Consider the following 17,309-nt stretch of genomic DNA (forward strand, 5'->3'; position numbering starts at 1 on the left):
TCCGAAGCATTTTCACGAATGGACCTGAAATGCTTCCACATTTGGTTCGGTCCTAATCCCCAGGCCTCACCCTGTCAACTTAAGCGGTTTGCTACTCATCGCCGCGCCGCTAGTCCAAGAGCCCGGAAAACCAATGCCCATATCAGGCCAAACACCAAGCCTGCCGTGCCGAGCGCCAATGTGAGCACCCAGACACCGTACCAGCCAGCTAAAGCCATTCCGTTGACCGATATGGTGTTGCCGCCAAGGACACTCAAGGTGCCGGCTGCAAACCCCAGCACCAATCCTCCCACGGTACACCATTTAATGATGGGCCAGGCGGCACGCCGCCAGGGCCCTCCGTTCTCGATCAGCGGAATGAGCGTCTCTCCGTCTTATGCGTTCAGCACGCGACCATACGCATCCAGAACGCTTTCCTTCATCATTTCCGAAAGGGTCGGGTGTGGGAAGACCGAATGCATAAGCTCTTCCTCGGTCGTTTCGAGATTCATGGCAATTACGAAGCCCTGGATGAGCTCGGTCACTTCAGCGCCGACCATATGAGCGCCAAGCAACTGTCCAGTCTTCTTGTCGAAGATAGTCTTGACGAGTCCCTGATCTTCTCCAAGTGCAATCGCCTTGCCATTTGCGGCAAACGAATAGCGACCGACGCGGATATCGTAACCTTGTTCCTTGGCCTTTGCTTCGGTCAGACCAACGGAAGCGACCTGCGGATTACAATAGGTGCAGCCCGGAATCATATTCTTGTCGAGCGGATGAACGTTCGGAAGACCGGCAATTTTCTCGACGCAGATAACGCCTTCATGCTCGGCCTTGTGCGCCAGCATCGGGGGACCTGCAACGTCACCGATAGCATAGATGCCCGCAACATTGGTCTTGCCATAATCATCAATGACGATGCATCCGCGATCAGTCTTGACGCCGAGCGCTTCCAGGCCGAGATTTTCGATGTTGCCCTGAACGCCAACCGCTGAAATCATACGGTCAACCGTCAGTTTATCAGTCTTGCCATCCTTGGTCTCGATATGGGCGGTCACGTTGTTTGCGCCCTTCTCGACCTTGGTAACCTTGGCATCGGTAATGATCTTCAGGCCGCGCTTTTCAAGCTGCTTGCGAGCGAATGCCGAAATCTCTGCGTCTTCAACCGGCATGATCTGCGGCATCAATTCCACGACCGTCACATCGACGCCCATGTCATTGTAGAAAGAAGCGAATTCGATACCGATCGCACCCGACCCCATCACGAGCATGGACTTCGGCAGTTCCGGTGGAACCATTGCTTCGAAATAGGTCCAGATCAGCTTGCCATCCGGCTCAATGCCCGGCAAAGAACGTGGACGTGCACCAGTAGCGACAATGACGTGCTTCGCCTTGTAGGTTCCCTCGCCCAGAACGCCCTTCGGGATAGGGTTCTGCGGTTGCATCGGCTGCTTTGACGACTTGCCGACCGAAATCTCAACCGGATTGCCACCAGAAGCAGCCTTTACAAGCTTTGCTTCGCCCCAGATCACATCGATCTTGTTCTTCTTCATCAGGAAGCCGACACCGCCGTTGAGACGAGCCGAAACACCGCGCGACCGCTGCACCACAGCCTTCACATCAGGTGTAATTGTGCCTTCCAGCTTCAGACCGTAATCCTTGGCGTGTTCGCCAAAATGCAGGATTTCAGCCGAACGCAACAACGCTTTGGTGGGAATACAGCCCCAGTTGAGGCAGATTCCGCCCAGATGTTCACGCTCGACGATAGCCGTCTTGAGGCCAAGCTGCGCAGCGCGGATTGCGGTGACATAACCACCCGGGCCCGAGCCGATAACAATAACGTCGTAAATGTCGGCCATATTGTCCTGCCTTTGCTCAGTTCACTTCTCGGGTGAGCAGCACCCAGTCGTGTCTTTTGTCCTGCCCAATGCGTTCTATCGCTTCGAGCCGCTCAATTTCCTTAAAACCATGGGCACCGTAAAGGGAAAGCGCCACATCGTTGTGGCTTTCGGTTATCAGGCTGATTGCCGGATTGCCGTTCCGGTGAGCCAAATCGATCTCGTTAGCGACGAGCGCGCGGCCAATGCCCTTGCCGCGAAACTCCCGATAAACGCCAACGCTGTCTATAAAACGGTTGCCAATGACCTTGCGCTGCATCGTGATCAACTGATCCAGAACCGGATGTTTCGCGGATTGATCGTTGATGCTTTCGTCTACCGTAAAGCCAATGGAAAGCCCGGCGATGTCGCCAGCCCACTCGGCTATGGTCGTACTCTGCCAGCCCTCGGTGCCGTCGGCGCGCATATATTGCCGACCGCGTTCCATGGCCGTTTCGGTCCGCCCCTCAAGAACAGCCCCGTACCAGAGCCATGACGCAAAACCGTGCGACGAGATGTCGACAAGAATGGCGATCTCAGCGGCTTCACGGCGTTCAGCCAGGCGTAGGTTCAGTTGTCCAGCCATTCAAAAACCTCAGGCGTCGAGTTCAACAGAACGCGACGCCCTTGAAGTTGATCGATCAGACCAGCATACCCATCGGGTTTTCGATGTGACGCTTGAAGGCCTGTGCAAGTTCGGCAGCCAACGCGCCATCGACGGCACGGTGATCGGTTGAAAGGGTCACGGACATAACGGTCGCAACCTTGATTTCACCGTTCTTGACCACTGCACGCTGTTCACCTGCACCAATTGCGAAAATGGTCGCATGTGGTGGGTTGATGATTGCTGCAAAGTCCTTCACGCCGAACATGCCGAGGTTGGACACAGAGGTCGAACCGCCCTGATATTCTTCAGGCTTCAGCTTGCGATCACGCGCACGCTTGGCAAGGTCCTTCATCTCGTTGGAAATAGCGGACAGCGTCTTCGATTCCGACTGACGCACGATTGGCGTAATCAGACCACCTGGGATGGAGACAGCAACGCCTACATCCGCACGCTTGTGCTTGACCATGCCGCCTTCCGTCCAGGAGACGTTGGCTTCAGGAATATCACGCAGCGCAAGAGCAACAGCCTTGATCACCAGATCGTTGACAGAAAGTTTGTAGGCCGGAACCTCGCCCTTTTCAGTCTTGATCATCGGTGCAGCGGCATTGATCTGCGAACGCAGCGCCAGAAGTGCATCCAGTTCGCAATCGATCGTCAGATAGAAATGCGGAACGGTCTGCTTCGATTCCACCAGACGGCGGGCAATCGTCTTGCGCATACCGTCGTGTGGAACGATCTCGTAGGTGCCTTCTTCGAAGAGCTTGAGAACCGCATCATCCGACATCGGCTTCGGCGCGCCAGCAGAGGCAGCTTCTGCCTTCGGCGCAGCAGCCTTGGCACCACCGGAAGCCAGAGCGGCTTCTACATCGCGCTGAACGACACGGCCATGCGGACCGGTACCTTTCACGGCAGTGATATCGACACCGGATTCCTTGGCGATACGACGAGCAAGCGGTGACGCGAACACGCGGTCGCCCTTATTCGAAGCAACAGCAGGCTGCTCTGCCTTGGCTGCTGCGGGCGATGCTGCAGCTTCTTTTTTGGCTTCAGCCGGCTTCGGCTCTTCTTTCGGAGCCTCGGCCTTTGCTTCTGCCTTCGGGGCAGAAGCTGCGCCTTTGGCCGCAGCCGCCACGTCCTCGCCTTCTTCGGCGAGGATAGCGATCAGTGCATTGACCTTAACGCCTTCGGAACCAGCAGGAACCACGAGCTTGGCAATAGTGCCTTCGTCCACAGCTTCCACTTCCATCGTGGCCTTGTCGGTCTCAATTTCAGCAATAACATCGCCAGGAGCGATCTTGTCGCCTTCCTTGACCAGCCATTTCGACAGGTTGCCTTCTTCCATCGTCGGAGAAAGCGCTGGCATGGTGATATTGATCGGCATGTCCAGACCCTTTCGTTACGCGGTATAGGTCACGGCTTTCACCGCTTCGACCACTTCGGCGACAGTCGGCAGCGCCAGCTTTTCCAGATTTGCCGCATAAGGCATCGGAACATCCTTACCGGCAATGGTCAGGATCGGCGCATCGAGATAATCGAAAGCCTGCTGCATGACGCGGGTGGCGATTTCCGTACCAACGGATGACTGCGGGAAACCTTCTTCCACAGTCACGAGTCGACCGGTCTTCTTGACCGATTCCACAACTGTTGGAATATCCATCGGGCGGATCGTGCGCAGATCGATGATTTCAACATCTATGCCCTGCTGGGCCAGCTCTTCAGCCGCCTTGACAGCGTAGGTCATGCCGATACCGAACGAAACGATGGTGGCGTCCTTGCCTTGCTTGTGAATGCGGGCCTTGCCGATCGGCAGAACGAAATCGTCGAGCTTCGGCACATCGAAATGATGACCGTAGAGAATTTCGTTTTCGAGGAAGATCACCGGATTCGGATCGCGGATAGCAGCCTTCAGCAAGCCCTTGGCATCGGCTGCCGTGTACGGCATGACGACTTTGAGACCCGGAATATGGCTGTACCAGGCTGCGTAGCACTGCGAATGTTGAGCAGCAACGCGGGCAGCCGCACCGGACGGACCGCGGAAGACCATCGGAGCGCCCATCTGTCCGCCGGACATATAAAGCGTCTTGGCGGCGGAGTTCACGATCTGGTCGATTGCCTGCATGGCGAAGTTGAAAGTCATAAATTCAACGATCGGACGCAACCCTGCAAAAGCAGCGCCAACACCTACACCGGCAAAACCATGTTCGGTGATCGGGGTATCGACAACGCGCTTGGAACCGAACTCGTCGAGCAGTCCCTGTGTTATCTTGTAAGCACCCTGATATTCGGCAACTTCTTCACCCATCACGAATACGTTCGGGTCGCGGCGCATTTCTTCGGCCATAGCGTCACGAAGCGCTTCACGAACGGTCATGGAAACCATTTCGGTGCCAGCCGGAATGTCCGGGTCGGACGCGACTTCGAGTGCCGGAGCCTTGGGAGCAGCCGGAACAGCATCAGCCTTTTTTTCTTCGGCTTTTGGCTCTTCCTTGACTTCGCCTTCTGGTGCCTCAGCTTTGGCAGCCGGAGCAGAACCAATATCGGAAGCGCTTTCGCCGTCACCGAGAAGCACGGCAATCGGCGTATTGACCTTCACGCCTTCAGTGCCTTCATCGACAAGAAGCTTGCCGATCATACCTTCATCGACAGCTTCGACTTCCATCGTCGCCTTGTCGGTTTCAATTTCAGCGATCACATCGCCGGATGTAACTTTGTCGCCTTCTTTCTTCAGCCACTTGGAGAGCTTGCCCTCTTCCATGGTTGGGGAAAGTGCGGGCATGAGAATTTCTACGGGCATGACAACACCTTCCTGGAATTAGAGCAGAATATCCGTGTAGAGCTCGGATGCATCCGGCTCCGGATCGTTTTGAGCGAAATCAGCAGAATCAGCGACAATGTCGCGGACGTCCTTGTCGATTTCCTTCAGCTCTTCCTCGGTTGCCCAACCCTTCTCGATCAGACGCTGCTTGACCTGCTCGATCGGATCATGTTCGGAGCGCATCTTCTGCACTTCTTCCTTCGAGCGATACTTTGCCGGGTCCGACATGGAGTGACCGCGGTAACGATAGGTCTGCATGTCGAGAATGATCGGCCCCTTGCCGGAACGCGTCCATTCCACAGCCAGATCGGCTGCAGCCTTGACCGCGCGAACGTCCATGCCGTCAACCTGGATACCCGGAATATTGAAAGAAAGACCACGCTTCGAGAAATCCGTTTCTGCGGACGAGCGCGAAACCGATGTGCCCATGGCATAGCGGTTGTTCTCGATGATGTAGACTACCGGCAGCTTCCATAGCGATGCCATGTTGAAGCTTTCGTAGACCTGCCCCTGATTGGAAGCGCCATCGCCGAAATAGGTCAGCGTTACATTGTCGTTGTCGCGATAACGATTCGCGAACGCAAGGCCCGTGCCAAGCGAAACCTGTGCACCGACGATACCGTGACCGCCGTAGAAGTTCTTCTCTTTGGAGAACATATGCATGGAGCCGCCCTTGCCCTTGGAAAGGCCGCTGCGACGTCCAGTCAGTTCAGCCATGACGCCACGCGCGCTCATACCCGCGGCAAGCATATGACCATGATCGCGATAGGCGGTGATAACCTGATCACCTTCCTTCAACGCCATCTGCATGCCGACCACAACGGCCTCCTGGCCGATGTAAAGGTGGCAGAAGCCTCCAATGAAGCCCATGCCATAAAGCTGGCCGGCCTTTTCTTCGAAACGCCTGATCAACAGCATTTCGCGATAAGCGTCCAGCTCCTGCTTCTTATCGAAGTTCACAGGTGCAGGTGCCTTGGGTGCAGTCACAGAAGACGCCTGCGTTTTGCTTGCAGGCGACTTTTTAGCCCTCGGTGCCATATCTCGCTCCCTAAATTGTCGTTCTATTGTGACGTTATACGGGCATATCACAAGATACAATATGCGCCCAGAGCATAGCTGCTATGTCGCCAAGCCCTTAAAAACATATCACAAAAAGACAATTAACCGGATTTCAGTTAATTTGATCGGTCTTCCCTGGAGGTGATAATTGTCACTTCATCGGGATGGGAGAGATTAAGCGCTCTGCGTGCTTGCTCGTCAAGCATATCCTTCTCGATGGAACCGTCGCGCAGAAGCGTGACTCGCTTTTCGAGCGCAGTGCGATCTGCTGTCACCTGTTCGAGCTGCTTGGCCAGAAGGCTTTTTTGCTCTTCCAACTGGATACGAGAATAGAGACCGAATTCGCCGTGATAGGCGTGAAAACCGAAATAGCTCAGAAACGCGGCCGTCAGAATGGGCAATACAAAACGCCCACGGATCGATTTACGCTTCTGCTTGGTCCACATTTCGGATTCCTTTCCGGATATTCGGAGCCACTACGAATCCTGCGAAGGGCGTCAATCCGAATTCCACCATCAAGCATTATTTTGCTTAACAGAGATTTACCAAGAACAGATGTCGGGAGCGGGTAACCCTGATTTTTCCGTGCTGCGGCAAACACTTTGGCTCGCAAGCTATTCAATCGATCTCATTCTCAGCCTCAAAGGGAATCGGCGTCCAGCGCTTTCTAGCTCCCATGTTTACGCAAGTACCAATGATAACGAGACGTAAGCGTCTATAGATTCTGACAGTTTCCCGAACCAAAAGCCGCATCAATGCAGGGCGGATTTTTGCATGCTTGCGTTTCCCGCCAATTGTACTTTCCAGACCGGCCTGACGGCACAGCGCCGGGTAAGTCTGATAAACTGCAAAATTCGAGAATGGGCCAAACTCGGAATCAAACAGAAAATGGTCCAGAGGTGCCGAAGGCTTTTCCATAAAGGCGAGCAAACGCTGCGCTGCCGGCTTTGAGATAATATAGCCAGCCGACAGAAGGTGCCGACTTCTCAGTCGTGCAACCGTAAAATGCGTTTCAGCGCAAGGTAGATGCGCGCCCAGAAGAACTGTCCTTTCATGGGTTTCGATCTTTATGATATCTGCGTCGGCAGGTATCCAGTCGCCGGAAGCAAAAAGTTTGTCCGCGTCGCGACCAAAAACAACATCATCTTCAAAGATTGCCGCGTGATCTTCCTCACCTTGTGCGATGAGTTCGAGACATTTCTTATGGGAAAGAAAACAGCCTATTTCGGCAAGTGTGAGAGGGTGTGGCCATTTTTGATTTGAGGCCAATACATCCTGAACCTGCTCTGGAGTGAACATGCGCGCATCGACAGCGCCCACGCGCGTAAAGCCGCATCCCAGCTTGCGAAACTGCTCTGCCATAAAAGCGAGCCGATCACAGCTCCTGTCGAGATTAATCAGATAAGATTTCATGAAAGCCCCCTAGTGAGATGAACTCCTAGCGCGCATCCAGGAAAGTGTGAAACGGTTTTCTAACAAGATCCAAGTTCGTGCAAACGACGAGAGCGCCGATCTGCTTCAATCAAATCGGCGCTCCAGGGTACGCCATTGCCGGTCAACTACAATGGCAGACAGATGAACACTTGATTTTGCACGTGGAACAAAAAGTTCGATCAAACATCGACAATAGTGGAAAATCCGCCCATGATCATACGCTTGCCATCAAATGGCATCTGGTCACCCATCGCCTTCATACGTGGGTCACTCATCATCTTGCTGTTTGCAGCGTCGCGCGTTGCCTTGTCGGGATATTCAAACCAGGAGAACACAACCTCCTCGTCTGCCTCTGCCTTAACTGCACGTCGAAAATCGGTAACATTGCCGTCCGGCACATCATCCCCCCATGCCTCGACCATGCGCGTCACGCCGAACTCCTTGAATAATACAGCGGCTTCTGCGGCATGCTTGCGATAGAGTTCCTTGTTCGCCTTGGGGACGGCGACAACAAATCCTTCAATGTAAGCCATTTTCTCTCTCCCGTTGATAGCCTCGCCCACGGCTTCGTCACCTGAGTTTCAAGCCGCTCCCTCATCGGTTCGAACACCAATGCAATAACATTGATATCAATATAATTACATTGGGTCAAATGCGGATATCTGGACATATAAAGCCGAAACGAAAAAAGGCGGGCCGAAGCCCGCCTTTTATGACTCTCTGAGGAAAATTAGAGGAACTTCAACGCGCTGCGGCCTGCATAGCGAGCCTGCTTGCCGAGTTCTTCCTCGATACGGATAAGCTGATTGTACTTGGCCGTACGGTCGGAACGGGCCAGCGAGCCAGTTTTGATCTGGCCGCAGTTGGTGGCAACTGCGAGATCGGCAATCGTCGAATCCTCGGTTTCACCCGAACGGTGTGACATGACGGCAGTGTAGCCAGCCTTGTGAGCCGTTTCGACAGCATCGAGCGTTTCCGACAGCGATCCGATCTGGTTGACCTTGACGAGAATTGAGTTGGCAACACCCATGCGGATACCATCGCGCAGGCGGGCCGAATTGGTCACAAACAAATCATCGCCGACAAGCTGGCATTTATTGCCGACCAGATCGGTGAGATACTTCCAGCCTTCCCAGTCATCTTCAGCCATGCCGTCTTCGATGGTAACGATAGGATAGTCGCCTGCGAGCTTTGCGAGATACTTGGCCTGAGCCTTTGGATCACGCGTCTTACGTTCGCCTTCATAGACATAGTTGCCGTCCTTAAAGAACTCGGTCGCTGCGCAGTCGAGGCCAAGGGCGATATCTTCACCTGGTTTGAAGCCAGCCTTCTCAATCGATTCCATGATGAAATCGAGTGCCGCTTGAGCATTCTTCAGGTTTGGTGCAAATCCGCCTTCATCGCCGACATTGGTATTGTGACCGGCATCCTTGAGGCGCTTCTTGAGCGTATGGAAAACTTCCGAACCATAACGCACGGCTTCACGAATGGACGAAGCGCCCACCGGTAGAATCATGAATTCCTGGAAGTCGATCGGGTTGTCGGCATGTGCGCCGCCATTGATGATGTTCATCATTGGGACCGGCAGAACATGCGCGTTTGCACCACCGACATAGCGGTAAAGCGGAAGCCCGGTCGCCTGGGCCGCGGCTTTGGCAACGGCAAGAGAAACACCCAGAATTGCGTTGGCGCCGAGATTGCCCTTGTTGGCCGAACCATCGAGCTCGATCATCGTCTGGTCGATAAGCAACTGGCTTTCCGCGTCCATGCCCGCAATAGCGTCGAAAATCTTGCCATTGACAGCTTCAACAGCCTTTTCCACACCCTTGCCAAGATAGCGGCTGCCACCGTCGCGCAGCTCTACGGCTTCATGCGCGCCGGTCGATGCGCCAGACGGAACGGCAGCGCGTCCAAAAGAGCCATCTTCAAGCACGACGTCCACTTCGACGGTCGGGTTGCCGCGGCTGTCGAGAATTTCGCGGCCGACGATGTCGATGATTGCAGTCATAGGAACCAGTCCTTCCCTATAGATTGCCCCGCCATATCCACGAGGCGCTTAACAAATCCAATGCGGCCATTTCTTAGCGCATAATCCTGAAAGTTTGCAGACATTTCAGAAAAGATTATGCACCAGGCCAGTTTTGTAGCCTTAGCGAAACAAAAGGCGGAGGAAAATCCCCCGCCTTTTTTAATTCTCCGAGAACTGTTTAAAGCTCTTTCGCGATACGATCAAAAGCCATGAGCTTTTCAAGAAGCGCGGGCATTTTATCCACCGGCAACATGTTCGGACCATCGGACGGTGCATTATCCGGATCCTGATGCGTTTCGATGAAGAGCCCAGCAACTCCGACAGCAATGGCTGCACGCGCTAATGTTTCAACGAATTCACGTTGTCCACCTGACGAGCCGCCCTGCCCGCCCGGTTGCTGCACAGAGTGAGTCGCATCGAAAATAACCGGTGAACCAAGACCAGCCATGATCGGCAGAGAGCGCATATCTGAAACAAGCGTATTATAACCGAAAGAAGCACCGCGTTCAGTCGCAAGCACATTCGGATTGCCGCTTTCCGTAATCTTGGAAAGAACATTCTTCATATCCCACGGTGCCAGGAACTGTCCCTTCTTGACGTTCACGACACGTCCTGTCTTCGCCGCAGCAATCAGCAGATCGGTCTGACGGCAGAGAAATGCCGGGATTTGCAGGACATCGACCACAGGAGCAACTTCAGCGCACTGCTCTTCAGTATGGACGTCTGTCAGTACCGGAAAACCGAACTCCTTCTTGAGATCGGCAAAAACTTCCATAGCCTTTTCGAGGCCGATTCCGCGCTCAGCCTTCAAGGATGTGCGATTGGCCTTGTCGAAGCTGGACTTGTAGACCAGACCAATACCGAGCTTATCAGTCATTTCCTTGAGGCGGCCTGCCATATCGAAAGCGTGTTCACGCGTTTCCATCTGGCATGGACCCGCAATCAGGGCAAATGGCGCGCTGTTTGAAAAAGTAACATTTCCGATTTGTACAGATGAATTGGCAGTCGCCATGACGTGAACCTCAATACTGAATGCCTTGCAGGCATCTTATCTGGCGTAAAGGTGAGTCGAAAACAAGACCACACTCTGAAAGCCGAAACGAAAACGCGCCTCGAAAGGCGCGTTAGAGTTTTAGAGCATTTCCAGCAAAAGTGCGAAGCGGTTTTGCGTCGGATAATGCCACAAATAAGATAGAGCGGTTCCACGATTCCGTTTTAACCGGAACCGCTCTATACCAGACGGCTCTGTTCAATCGCCGCTTCAATGAAGGAAGCGAAGAGCGGATGCGGTTCGAAAGGCCGGGACTTCAGTTCCGGATGATATTGAACACCGATAAACCAAGGGTGATCAGGATATTCAACCGTCTCCGGAAGAACACCATCCGGTGACATACCTGCAAAGTTCAATCCGGCTACTTCAAGGCGATCCTTATAGTCGATATTGACTTCGTAGCGATGACGATGACGTTCTGAAATATCCGTCGATCCATAGATCTCCGCGATCTTCGAACCCGGCGTCAATGCTGCTTCATATGCGCCAAGACGCATCGTGCCGCCAAGATCGCCAGCCGAAGCGCGCTTCTCGAGCATATTACCCTTCAGCCACTCCGTCATGAGACCGACAACCGGCTCCTTGGTCGGGCCGAACTCGGTCGATGAGGCGTTTTCAATGCCGACGAGATTGCGAGCAGCTTCAATGCAAGCCATCTGCATACCGAAACAGATACCGAAGTAAGGAACCTTGCGTTCGCGAGCGAACTTCGCTGCAAGAATCTTGCCCTCCGCACCACGTTCGCCAAAGCCGCCCGGCACCAGAATGCCGTGAACCTTTTCCAGATATGGAGCCGGATCTTCGCTTTCGAAGACTTCCGCCTCGATCCAGTCGAGATTGACCTTCACCTTGTTGGCAAGGCCGCCATGATAAAGTGCCTCGATCAGCGATTTATAGGCATCTTTGAGACCGGTATATTTGCCAACGATGGCAATGGTCACTTCACCTTCTGGATTGTGGAGACGATTGGAAACCTCCTCCCAGCGATCCATACGCGGTTTCGGAGCCGGATCGATACCGAATGCAGACAGGACTTCCGAATCAAGGCCTTCCTTATGGTAGGCAATCGGAACATCATAGATCGTCGCCACGTCGAGCGCCTGAATGACCGCGCTTTCGCGGACATTACAGAACAGCGACAGCTTGCGACGTTCTGATTCAGGAATCTCGCGATCAGCACGGACCAGAAGAATATCTGGAGCAATACCGATAGAGCGCAGTTCCTTGACCGAATGCTGGGTCGGCTTGGTCTTCAACTCGCCAGCCGCCGGAATATAAGGCATCAAGGTCAGATGGATATAAACCGCAGTTCCGCGTGGCAGTTCATTGCCAAGCTGACGGATCGCTTCGAGGAACGGCATAGCTTCAATATCGCCAACCGTGCCACCGATTTCGCAAAGAACAAAATCATAGTCCTCGTTACCTTCGAGGACGAAGTTCTTGATCTCGTCGGTCACATGCGGAATGACCTGAACCGTCGCACCGAGATAATCGCCGCGGCGTTCCTTTTCAATGATATTACGGTAGATGCGACCGGTGGTGATATTGTCCTGCTGATTGGCAGGACGACCGGTGAACCGCTCGTAATGGCCCAGATCAAGATCTGTTTCAGCACCGTCGTCAGTGACGAACACCTCACCATGCTGGTAAGGCGACATCGTGCCGGGATCGACATTCAGATAAGGGTCGAGTTTACGGATACGCACGCGGTAACCGCGTGCCTGAAGGAGTGCAGCCAGTGCTGCAGCGGCTATGCCTTTTCCGAGGGAAGAAACCACGCCGCCTGTGATGAATACATATCGCGCCATGGGCTTATCTCGTTAGACTTTCTTGATTGATTCCGCCACAAAAAAATGCGCCCCGGCAGTGTTTTTCACCGAAGTCAGGCGGTAATCGTGGTTACACAAAGAAACATCGGAGCCAGAAACTCCGGAGCGAATACGTTTGCATTCTCTAGCGCCCCTATTCAGATAAAGCCATGTCGAAGCTCGAAATCCACAGCTTCCACTAGCCAGAATAGCGACTGACGCAAAAGAAAAGGCCGAGCCCGTAAGCCCGGCCACATTCAGATAGTCATTTACAGATCAGAGAACAACCACTTCGGTGCCAAGACCGACGCGCTCGTAAAGATCCATCACATCCTCATTGATCATGCGGAAGCAGCCATTGGAAGCTGAGCTACCGATGGTCCAAGGCTGAACGGTACCGTGAATGCGGATGTAGGTGTCCTTGTTCCCCTGGAACAAGTAAAGGGCGCGGGAGCCAAGCGGGTTGCCCGGACCGCCATCCATGCCATTCTTGAAACGACCATAATGAGCTGGATCGCGTTCGATCATTTCCTTTGTAGGAATCCAGCGCGGCCATTCGCGCTTCGCATTGATTGTTCCGGTGCCCTTAAATTCCAATCCCTGCTTGCCCACCGCAATGCCATAACGCCGAGCGGTCGACGAGGTTTCAACGAGGTAGAGGAAACGCTGTTTCGGGTCGATCACGATGGTGCCCGGCTTATAGCCAGTGAAGGCTACTTCCTGCGCCCGAAACTTTGGATCGATACTGTACTTATTGGCTTTTACCGTGTTGCCGTTCTTGGAAACCTTTTTCTTTTTCGGCTTTTCAGGGTTGGCCTTGGCATCGCTTGAAAGAGCAACCTGCTGAACAGATGCGGCAGCTTCATTGAGCTGCGCTTCAGCGCTAACCGGCGAAGTTGCAAATGCCGGAGCAGTCGCTCCAAAACAAAGACTTGCAATACCGGCCATCAGAATACGGCGTGAAAACATGTTCGGTTCCCGAAAATTCAAGCACAAGGGAGAAACGCCTGCCGCGTTCATTGCGACCAGACTTTCGCTCTGCTTACTGCAAACTGATCCGGTTCTCAATTCGCCGTCATCATTCTGCAATGCGATTCGCGGCGGCCTATTGCCTAGCTGCAACACTTTGGAGTGCCATGGTTAACAAAAAGAAAACCGGCCTCAAGGGCCGGTTTCGCATTGTGTTCATATTGCTCGGTTTTTTACTGCGAGCTTGGAACCGGGTTGGCCGGTGTTTCCGGAACGATCGGAGCCTGCGGCTGGGTAGCGTCGGGCTGCGTTGTCGGAGCCACCGCACCTGGCGTCGTAGGCGTCGTTTGATTGGCGTCAGGACGCGAAGACTCACCGCCCAACTGGTTCAGAATGCCGCCGTTGCCGCCTGCAGGAGCAGTCTGGCTGCCGGTTGCCGCAGGGATACGATTGAGGATATCGGTCGGCTTTTCGCCGTAGCGCGCCATGATACCCAGAATAAGCGAGGTTGCGAAGAAACCGATCGCAAGAATGGCTGTCGTGCGGGTCAGCGCGTTCGCTGCACCGCGAGCCGTCATGAACCCCGAACCACCGCCAATACCAAGGCCGCCGCCTTCCGAACGCTGGATAAGCACAACGCCGACAAGCGCCAGCACGATCAACAAGTGAATGACAATGATTACGGTCTGCATGGGTTACGGTCTTTATATCCCTAAAACTAGAGCGGCTCTTTACACGCTATTGTCCGATAATCCAAGCCCCGAGACCAAGATAGACAGACATGATGTGCCGGTTACAAATTACGATAGGTTTCGCATATGGCGAGAAAATCACTGGCCTTCAAGCTTGCCCCACCGACAAGTGCGCCATCAACATCTGCAACGCCGAGCAATTCGATTGCGTTGGAAGGTTTGACTGAACCGCCGTAGAGCAGCCGAAGATGCGCGCCTTTCGCGCCGAAACGCTCGATCATTTGCTCACGCATGAATGCATGTGCAGCGCGAACGTCCTGCACCGTCGGCGTCAACCCCGTGCCAATTGCCCAAACAGGTTCATAAGCAATGATCGTGTTCTCGGCATTCACACCATCTGGCAAAGAACTAGCAAGCTGTTTGCCGATCACGTCAAGCGTACGCTCCGCTTTGCGCTCATCGGCAGTCTCGCCGACGCAAACGATTGCAATCAGTCCGGCTGCCCATGCGGCTTCGATCTTGGCGAGAACAACCTCATTGCTTTCTTGATGGTCGGTCCGACGCTCGGAGTGACCGATAATCACATGCGTGGCGCCCGCTTCCTTAAGCATTTCAGCAGAAACATCACCCGTATGCGCACCAGACACTTTATGGTGAGCATCCTGGCCACCGAGGCCGACGGTTTCACCTTCGAGCGTTTCCGCTGCGCGAGAAAGAAGTGTCGCAGGTACGCAGATAACTGCATCAAGCTTGCGGCCAAGATCGGAGCTCAGACCGGCAGCAATCGCACGCAATTCGGTCAGGGTTTCTCCCGTGCCATTCATCTTCCAGTTGCCAGCAACCAGCGGACGGATTCCCGGAGTCATTTCATTCTCCTCGCCTGTTCAAAACAGAAGGCGCAACCGCCTCTTGAAAGCGGGCCAGCGCCAAAATTTGCCACTGACTAAGCGTATTCGTGCCGCAATGCAAATGTTCTTGAGTGCCAACATGCAATGAGACCTTGCATATAGGGCTGGCTTGAGGTTATCCCCTGACTAGCTCTATCTATGAAAACCGAGCTTCGATTTATTCTTGAAGGGTTTCCAATGCTCGACAGCCTGCGTTCCGCCGCTCAATCCTGGGTCGCCAAACTTTTACTTGGCCTGCTTGTACTGAGCTTTGCGATCTGGGGCATCTCCGATGTCTTTCGCGGCGGCCTGACAGGCACCGCCGCTTTGACGGCAGGCGATTCCGAAGTAAGCGCCACTGACTATCGTTTCGCCTATGAGCAACAGATGATGCGTCTGTCACAGCAGTTTCGCCAGCGTCTGACGCGCGAACAGGCGAAAGCGCTCGGCCTCGAAAATCAGGTACTCGCCCAGCTCGCGGCCGGCGTAGTTCTGGATGAAGGCGCGCGGAACATGCAGCTCGGCCTTTCCAAGGACGGGATCGCTCGGCTGACCGGCGAAGATCCTGCTTTCCATGATGCAAGTGGCAACTTCAATCGTGCACAGTTCGATGCGGTGCTTCGCCAATCCGGCATTCGTGCGCAGGATTACCTCGACAATCGCGCGAAAGTGGCTCGCCGCCAGCAAATCGTGGAAGCTGCAACGGACGGCATCAAGCTTCCAAACGCAGCCTTGAAGGCGCTAGCTCTTTATCAGGGCGAAACCCGCAGCGTCGACTATGTAACCATTCAGGCTGAAAAAGCCGATACTGTCCCTGCCCCGTCCGATGATGCACTCAAGACCTATTTTGACGCGCACAAGGACGAGTACAAGGCACCGGAATACCGGAAGATAACTTATGTGAAGCTGGAACCGACGGACATTGCCGATCCGTCTGCTGTCACACAGGATGAAATCAAACAATATTACGAAAAGAACAAAGAACGCTTCAGCACGATCGAAAAGCGCACCATCGAACAGTTAAGCTTTGCCGATGACGCCGCGGCTGAAGCTGCCCAGCAAAAGATCGCCGCAGGAACCAGCTTTGTCGATATCGGCAAGGAACAGGGCAAAACAGAAGACGACCTGAAGCTTGGCACGTTTGAGAAATCCGCCATTCCTGATCAGGCCGTTGCCGATGCAGCTTTTGCACTGGCAGAGAATGGCGTGAGCCCGGTGGTGAAGGGCGGCTTTGGTCCGGTTATCCTGCGCGTGACGCAGATCGAACCGGCTCATGTGAAGCCACAAGCCGAAGTTGAAGGCGAAATTCGCACCACGCTTGCCAACAATATCGCAGCAAGCAGCATCAGCGGCATTCATGACTCTTATGAGCAGGACCGTTCCGACGGCGCATCCATGGCTGATGTGGCAAAGAAGCTAAGCCTCAAGTCCGTCACCGTGGAAGCCGTCGACGCCGAGGGCAACGATCCTTCTGGTAATCCTGTGCAGCTGCCAAACTCCGAAGCGCTGCTTTCCTCTGCCTTCCAGGCCGACCAGGGTTTTGACAACGACGCCCTGACCATGGGCAACGTCGGTTATCTCTGGTATCAGATTGATGGCGTAACTCCGGCACGTGAACGCACACTTGACGAAGTCAAGGACAAGGTGGTTGCGGCATGGAAAGGCGAGGAAGCTGTCAAGCGCCTCAACCAGCGTGTGGAAGAACTGAAGAAGCGCCTCGACGGCGGTGCGACACTCGACACGATTGCCTCGGAACTGGGCGTTGAGAAGCAGACCAAGCGTGGCGTCGTCCGCACGACCAACGATGCCGATATCGGAACGGCCGCAGCAGCACAGATTTTCCGTGGAGCAGATGGTTTCACCGGGAGCGCTGCAGCACCTTCGGACAATGCCCAGATTCTGTTCAAGGTTGTTGAAGTAACCGAACCTGCGGGAGCTGGCCCGGAAGCTATTCCGGAACAGCAGCAGAAATATCTGGCGACGTCACTCTCGGATGATGTTCTCGAGCAGCTCGTCGGCGAATTGCAGAAGCAGTACCCTGTGAAGATAAATCAGGCCGTCATCAACAACGCTCTGGCGTTTTAAGAACGATGGGCATCCAA

General features: G+C 54.2%; 16 protein-coding genes. 1 reads left to right on the forward strand and 15 read right to left on the reverse strand.

Annotation, left to right across the window (positions count from 1 at the left end; translation table 11 throughout):
* Window positions 1-95: 95 nt before the first annotated feature.
* The 15 genes from FIB18_RS14405 to tpiA form a co-directional block, all read right to left on the reverse strand.
* On the reverse strand, window positions 96-293 hold the full coding sequence (locus FIB18_RS14405; RefSeq protein ID WP_140021373.1) for a hypothetical protein: 198 nt from the start codon (window positions 291-293) through the stop codon (window positions 96-98).
* 81 nt (window positions 294-374) lie between these two features.
* Window positions 375-1,838, reverse strand: a complete 1,464-nt coding sequence (gene lpdA / locus FIB18_RS14410) for a dihydrolipoyl dehydrogenase (RefSeq protein WP_140021374.1) — start codon at window positions 1,836-1,838, stop codon at window positions 375-377.
* 16 nt (window positions 1,839-1,854) lie between these two features.
* Window positions 1,855-2,442, reverse strand: coding sequence for a GNAT family N-acetyltransferase (locus FIB18_RS14415; protein WP_140021375.1), 588 nt, complete (start codon window positions 2,440-2,442; stop codon window positions 1,855-1,857).
* A gap of 55 nt (window positions 2,443-2,497) precedes the next feature.
* Window positions 2,498-3,844 (reverse strand): pyruvate dehydrogenase complex dihydrolipoamide acetyltransferase, encoded by a 1,347-nt coding sequence (locus tag FIB18_RS14420; RefSeq protein ID WP_140021376.1) that lies wholly within the window; start codon window positions 3,842-3,844, stop codon window positions 2,498-2,500.
* Between the two features lie 15 nt (window positions 3,845-3,859).
* Entirely contained in the window at window positions 3,860-5,257 is a 1,398-nt protein-coding gene (locus FIB18_RS14425; protein WP_140021377.1) for a pyruvate dehydrogenase complex E1 component subunit beta, read from the reverse strand.
* 18 nt (window positions 5,258-5,275) lie between these two features.
* Window positions 5,276-6,316 carry a pyruvate dehydrogenase (acetyl-transferring) E1 component subunit alpha gene (pdhA, locus tag FIB18_RS14430; RefSeq protein ID WP_109987788.1) on the reverse strand — a complete coding sequence of 347 codons (1,041 nt, stop codon included), beginning with the start codon at window positions 6,314-6,316 and terminating at the stop codon, window positions 5,276-5,278.
* Window positions 6,317-6,453: 137 nt separating this feature from the next.
* Complete coding sequence (locus FIB18_RS14435; RefSeq protein WP_061346222.1) at window positions 6,454-6,783, reverse strand: FtsB family cell division protein; 330 nt, start codon at window positions 6,781-6,783, stop codon at window positions 6,454-6,456.
* A 172-nt stretch (window positions 6,784-6,955) separates the two neighbouring features.
* Window positions 6,956-7,750 carry a glycosyltransferase family 25 protein gene (locus FIB18_RS14440; protein WP_140021378.1) on the reverse strand — a complete coding sequence of 265 codons (795 nt, stop codon included), beginning with the start codon at window positions 7,748-7,750 and terminating at the stop codon, window positions 6,956-6,958.
* Between the two features lie 200 nt (window positions 7,751-7,950).
* Window positions 7,951-8,304 (reverse strand): DUF1428 domain-containing protein, encoded by a 354-nt coding sequence (locus FIB18_RS14445; protein WP_140021379.1) that lies wholly within the window; start codon window positions 8,302-8,304, stop codon window positions 7,951-7,953.
* 197 nt (window positions 8,305-8,501) lie between these two features.
* Window positions 8,502-9,779: a phosphopyruvate hydratase gene (eno, locus tag FIB18_RS14450; protein ID WP_140021380.1), complete on the reverse strand. Its 1,278-nt coding sequence runs from the start codon at window positions 9,777-9,779 to the stop codon at window positions 8,502-8,504.
* Window positions 9,780-9,978: 199 nt separating this feature from the next.
* Window positions 9,979-10,812, reverse strand: a complete 834-nt coding sequence (kdsA, locus tag FIB18_RS14455) for a 3-deoxy-8-phosphooctulonate synthase (RefSeq protein WP_140021381.1) — start codon at window positions 10,810-10,812, stop codon at window positions 9,979-9,981.
* Between the two features lie 218 nt (window positions 10,813-11,030).
* On the reverse strand, window positions 11,031-12,659 hold the full coding sequence (locus FIB18_RS14460) for a CTP synthase (RefSeq protein ID WP_140021382.1): 1,629 nt from the start codon (window positions 12,657-12,659) through the stop codon (window positions 11,031-11,033).
* 276 nt (window positions 12,660-12,935) lie between these two features.
* Entirely contained in the window at window positions 12,936-13,628 is a 693-nt protein-coding gene (locus tag FIB18_RS14465; RefSeq protein ID WP_140021383.1) for a L,D-transpeptidase, read from the reverse strand.
* Between the two features lie 233 nt (window positions 13,629-13,861).
* Window positions 13,862-14,320 carry a preprotein translocase subunit SecG gene (gene secG / locus FIB18_RS14470; RefSeq protein ID WP_140021384.1) on the reverse strand — a complete coding sequence of 153 codons (459 nt, stop codon included), beginning with the start codon at window positions 14,318-14,320 and terminating at the stop codon, window positions 13,862-13,864.
* Window positions 14,321-14,421: 101 nt separating this feature from the next.
* Window positions 14,422-15,186 (reverse strand): triose-phosphate isomerase, encoded by a 765-nt coding sequence (gene tpiA / locus FIB18_RS14475; RefSeq protein ID WP_140021385.1) that lies wholly within the window; start codon window positions 15,184-15,186, stop codon window positions 14,422-14,424.
* A 219-nt stretch (window positions 15,187-15,405) separates the two neighbouring features.
* Here tpiA and FIB18_RS14480 point away from each other — a divergent pair, with 219 nt between their 5' ends.
* Entirely contained in the window at window positions 15,406-17,292 is a 1,887-nt protein-coding gene (locus FIB18_RS14480; protein ID WP_140021386.1) for a peptidyl-prolyl cis-trans isomerase, read from the forward strand.
* Window positions 17,293-17,309 lie beyond the last annotated feature (17 nt).

This window comes from Brucella pecoris, from assembly GCF_006376675.1.
Classification (GTDB): domain Bacteria; phylum Pseudomonadota; class Alphaproteobacteria; order Rhizobiales; family Rhizobiaceae; genus Brucella; species Brucella pecoris.

Coding starts and splice junctions, on each gene's coding strand:
- lpdA (WP_140021374.1), bottom strand. CDS start 1,838: ATGGCCGACATTTACGACGTTATTGTTATCGGCTCGGGCCCGGGTGGT.
- FIB18_RS14415 (WP_140021375.1), bottom strand. CDS start 2,442: ATGGCTGGACAACTGAACCTACGCCTGGCTGAACGCCGTGAAGCCGCT.
- FIB18_RS14420 (WP_140021376.1), bottom strand. CDS start 3,844: ATGCCGATCAATATCACCATGCCAGCGCTTTCTCCGACGATGGAAGAA.
- FIB18_RS14425 (WP_140021377.1), bottom strand. CDS start 5,257: ATGCCCGTAGAAATTCTCATGCCCGCACTTTCCCCAACCATGGAAGAG.
- pdhA (WP_109987788.1), bottom strand. CDS start 6,316: ATGGCACCGAGGGCTAAAAAGTCGCCTGCAAGCAAAACGCAGGCGTCT.
- FIB18_RS14435 (WP_061346222.1), bottom strand. CDS start 6,783: ATGTGGACCAAGCAGAAGCGTAAATCGATCCGTGGGCGTTTTGTATTG.
- FIB18_RS14440 (WP_140021378.1), bottom strand. CDS start 7,750: ATGAAATCTTATCTGATTAATCTCGACAGGAGCTGTGATCGGCTCGCT.
- FIB18_RS14445 (WP_140021379.1), bottom strand. CDS start 8,304: ATGGCTTACATTGAAGGATTTGTTGTCGCCGTCCCCAAGGCGAACAAG.
- eno (WP_140021380.1), bottom strand. CDS start 9,779: ATGACTGCAATCATCGACATCGTCGGCCGCGAAATTCTCGACAGCCGC.
- kdsA (WP_140021381.1), bottom strand. CDS start 10,812: ATGGCGACTGCCAATTCATCTGTACAAATCGGAAATGTTACTTTTTCA.
- FIB18_RS14460 (WP_140021382.1), bottom strand. CDS start 12,659: ATGGCGCGATATGTATTCATCACAGGCGGCGTGGTTTCTTCCCTCGGA.
- FIB18_RS14465 (WP_140021383.1), bottom strand. CDS start 13,628: ATGTTTTCACGCCGTATTCTGATGGCCGGTATTGCAAGTCTTTGTTTT.
- secG (WP_140021384.1), bottom strand. CDS start 14,320: ATGCAGACCGTAATCATTGTCATTCACTTGTTGATCGTGCTGGCGCTT.
- tpiA (WP_140021385.1), bottom strand. CDS start 15,186: ATGACTCCGGGAATCCGTCCGCTGGTTGCTGGCAACTGGAAGATGAAT.
- FIB18_RS14480 (WP_140021386.1), top strand. CDS start 15,406: ATGCTCGACAGCCTGCGTTCCGCCGCTCAATCCTGGGTCGCCAAACTT.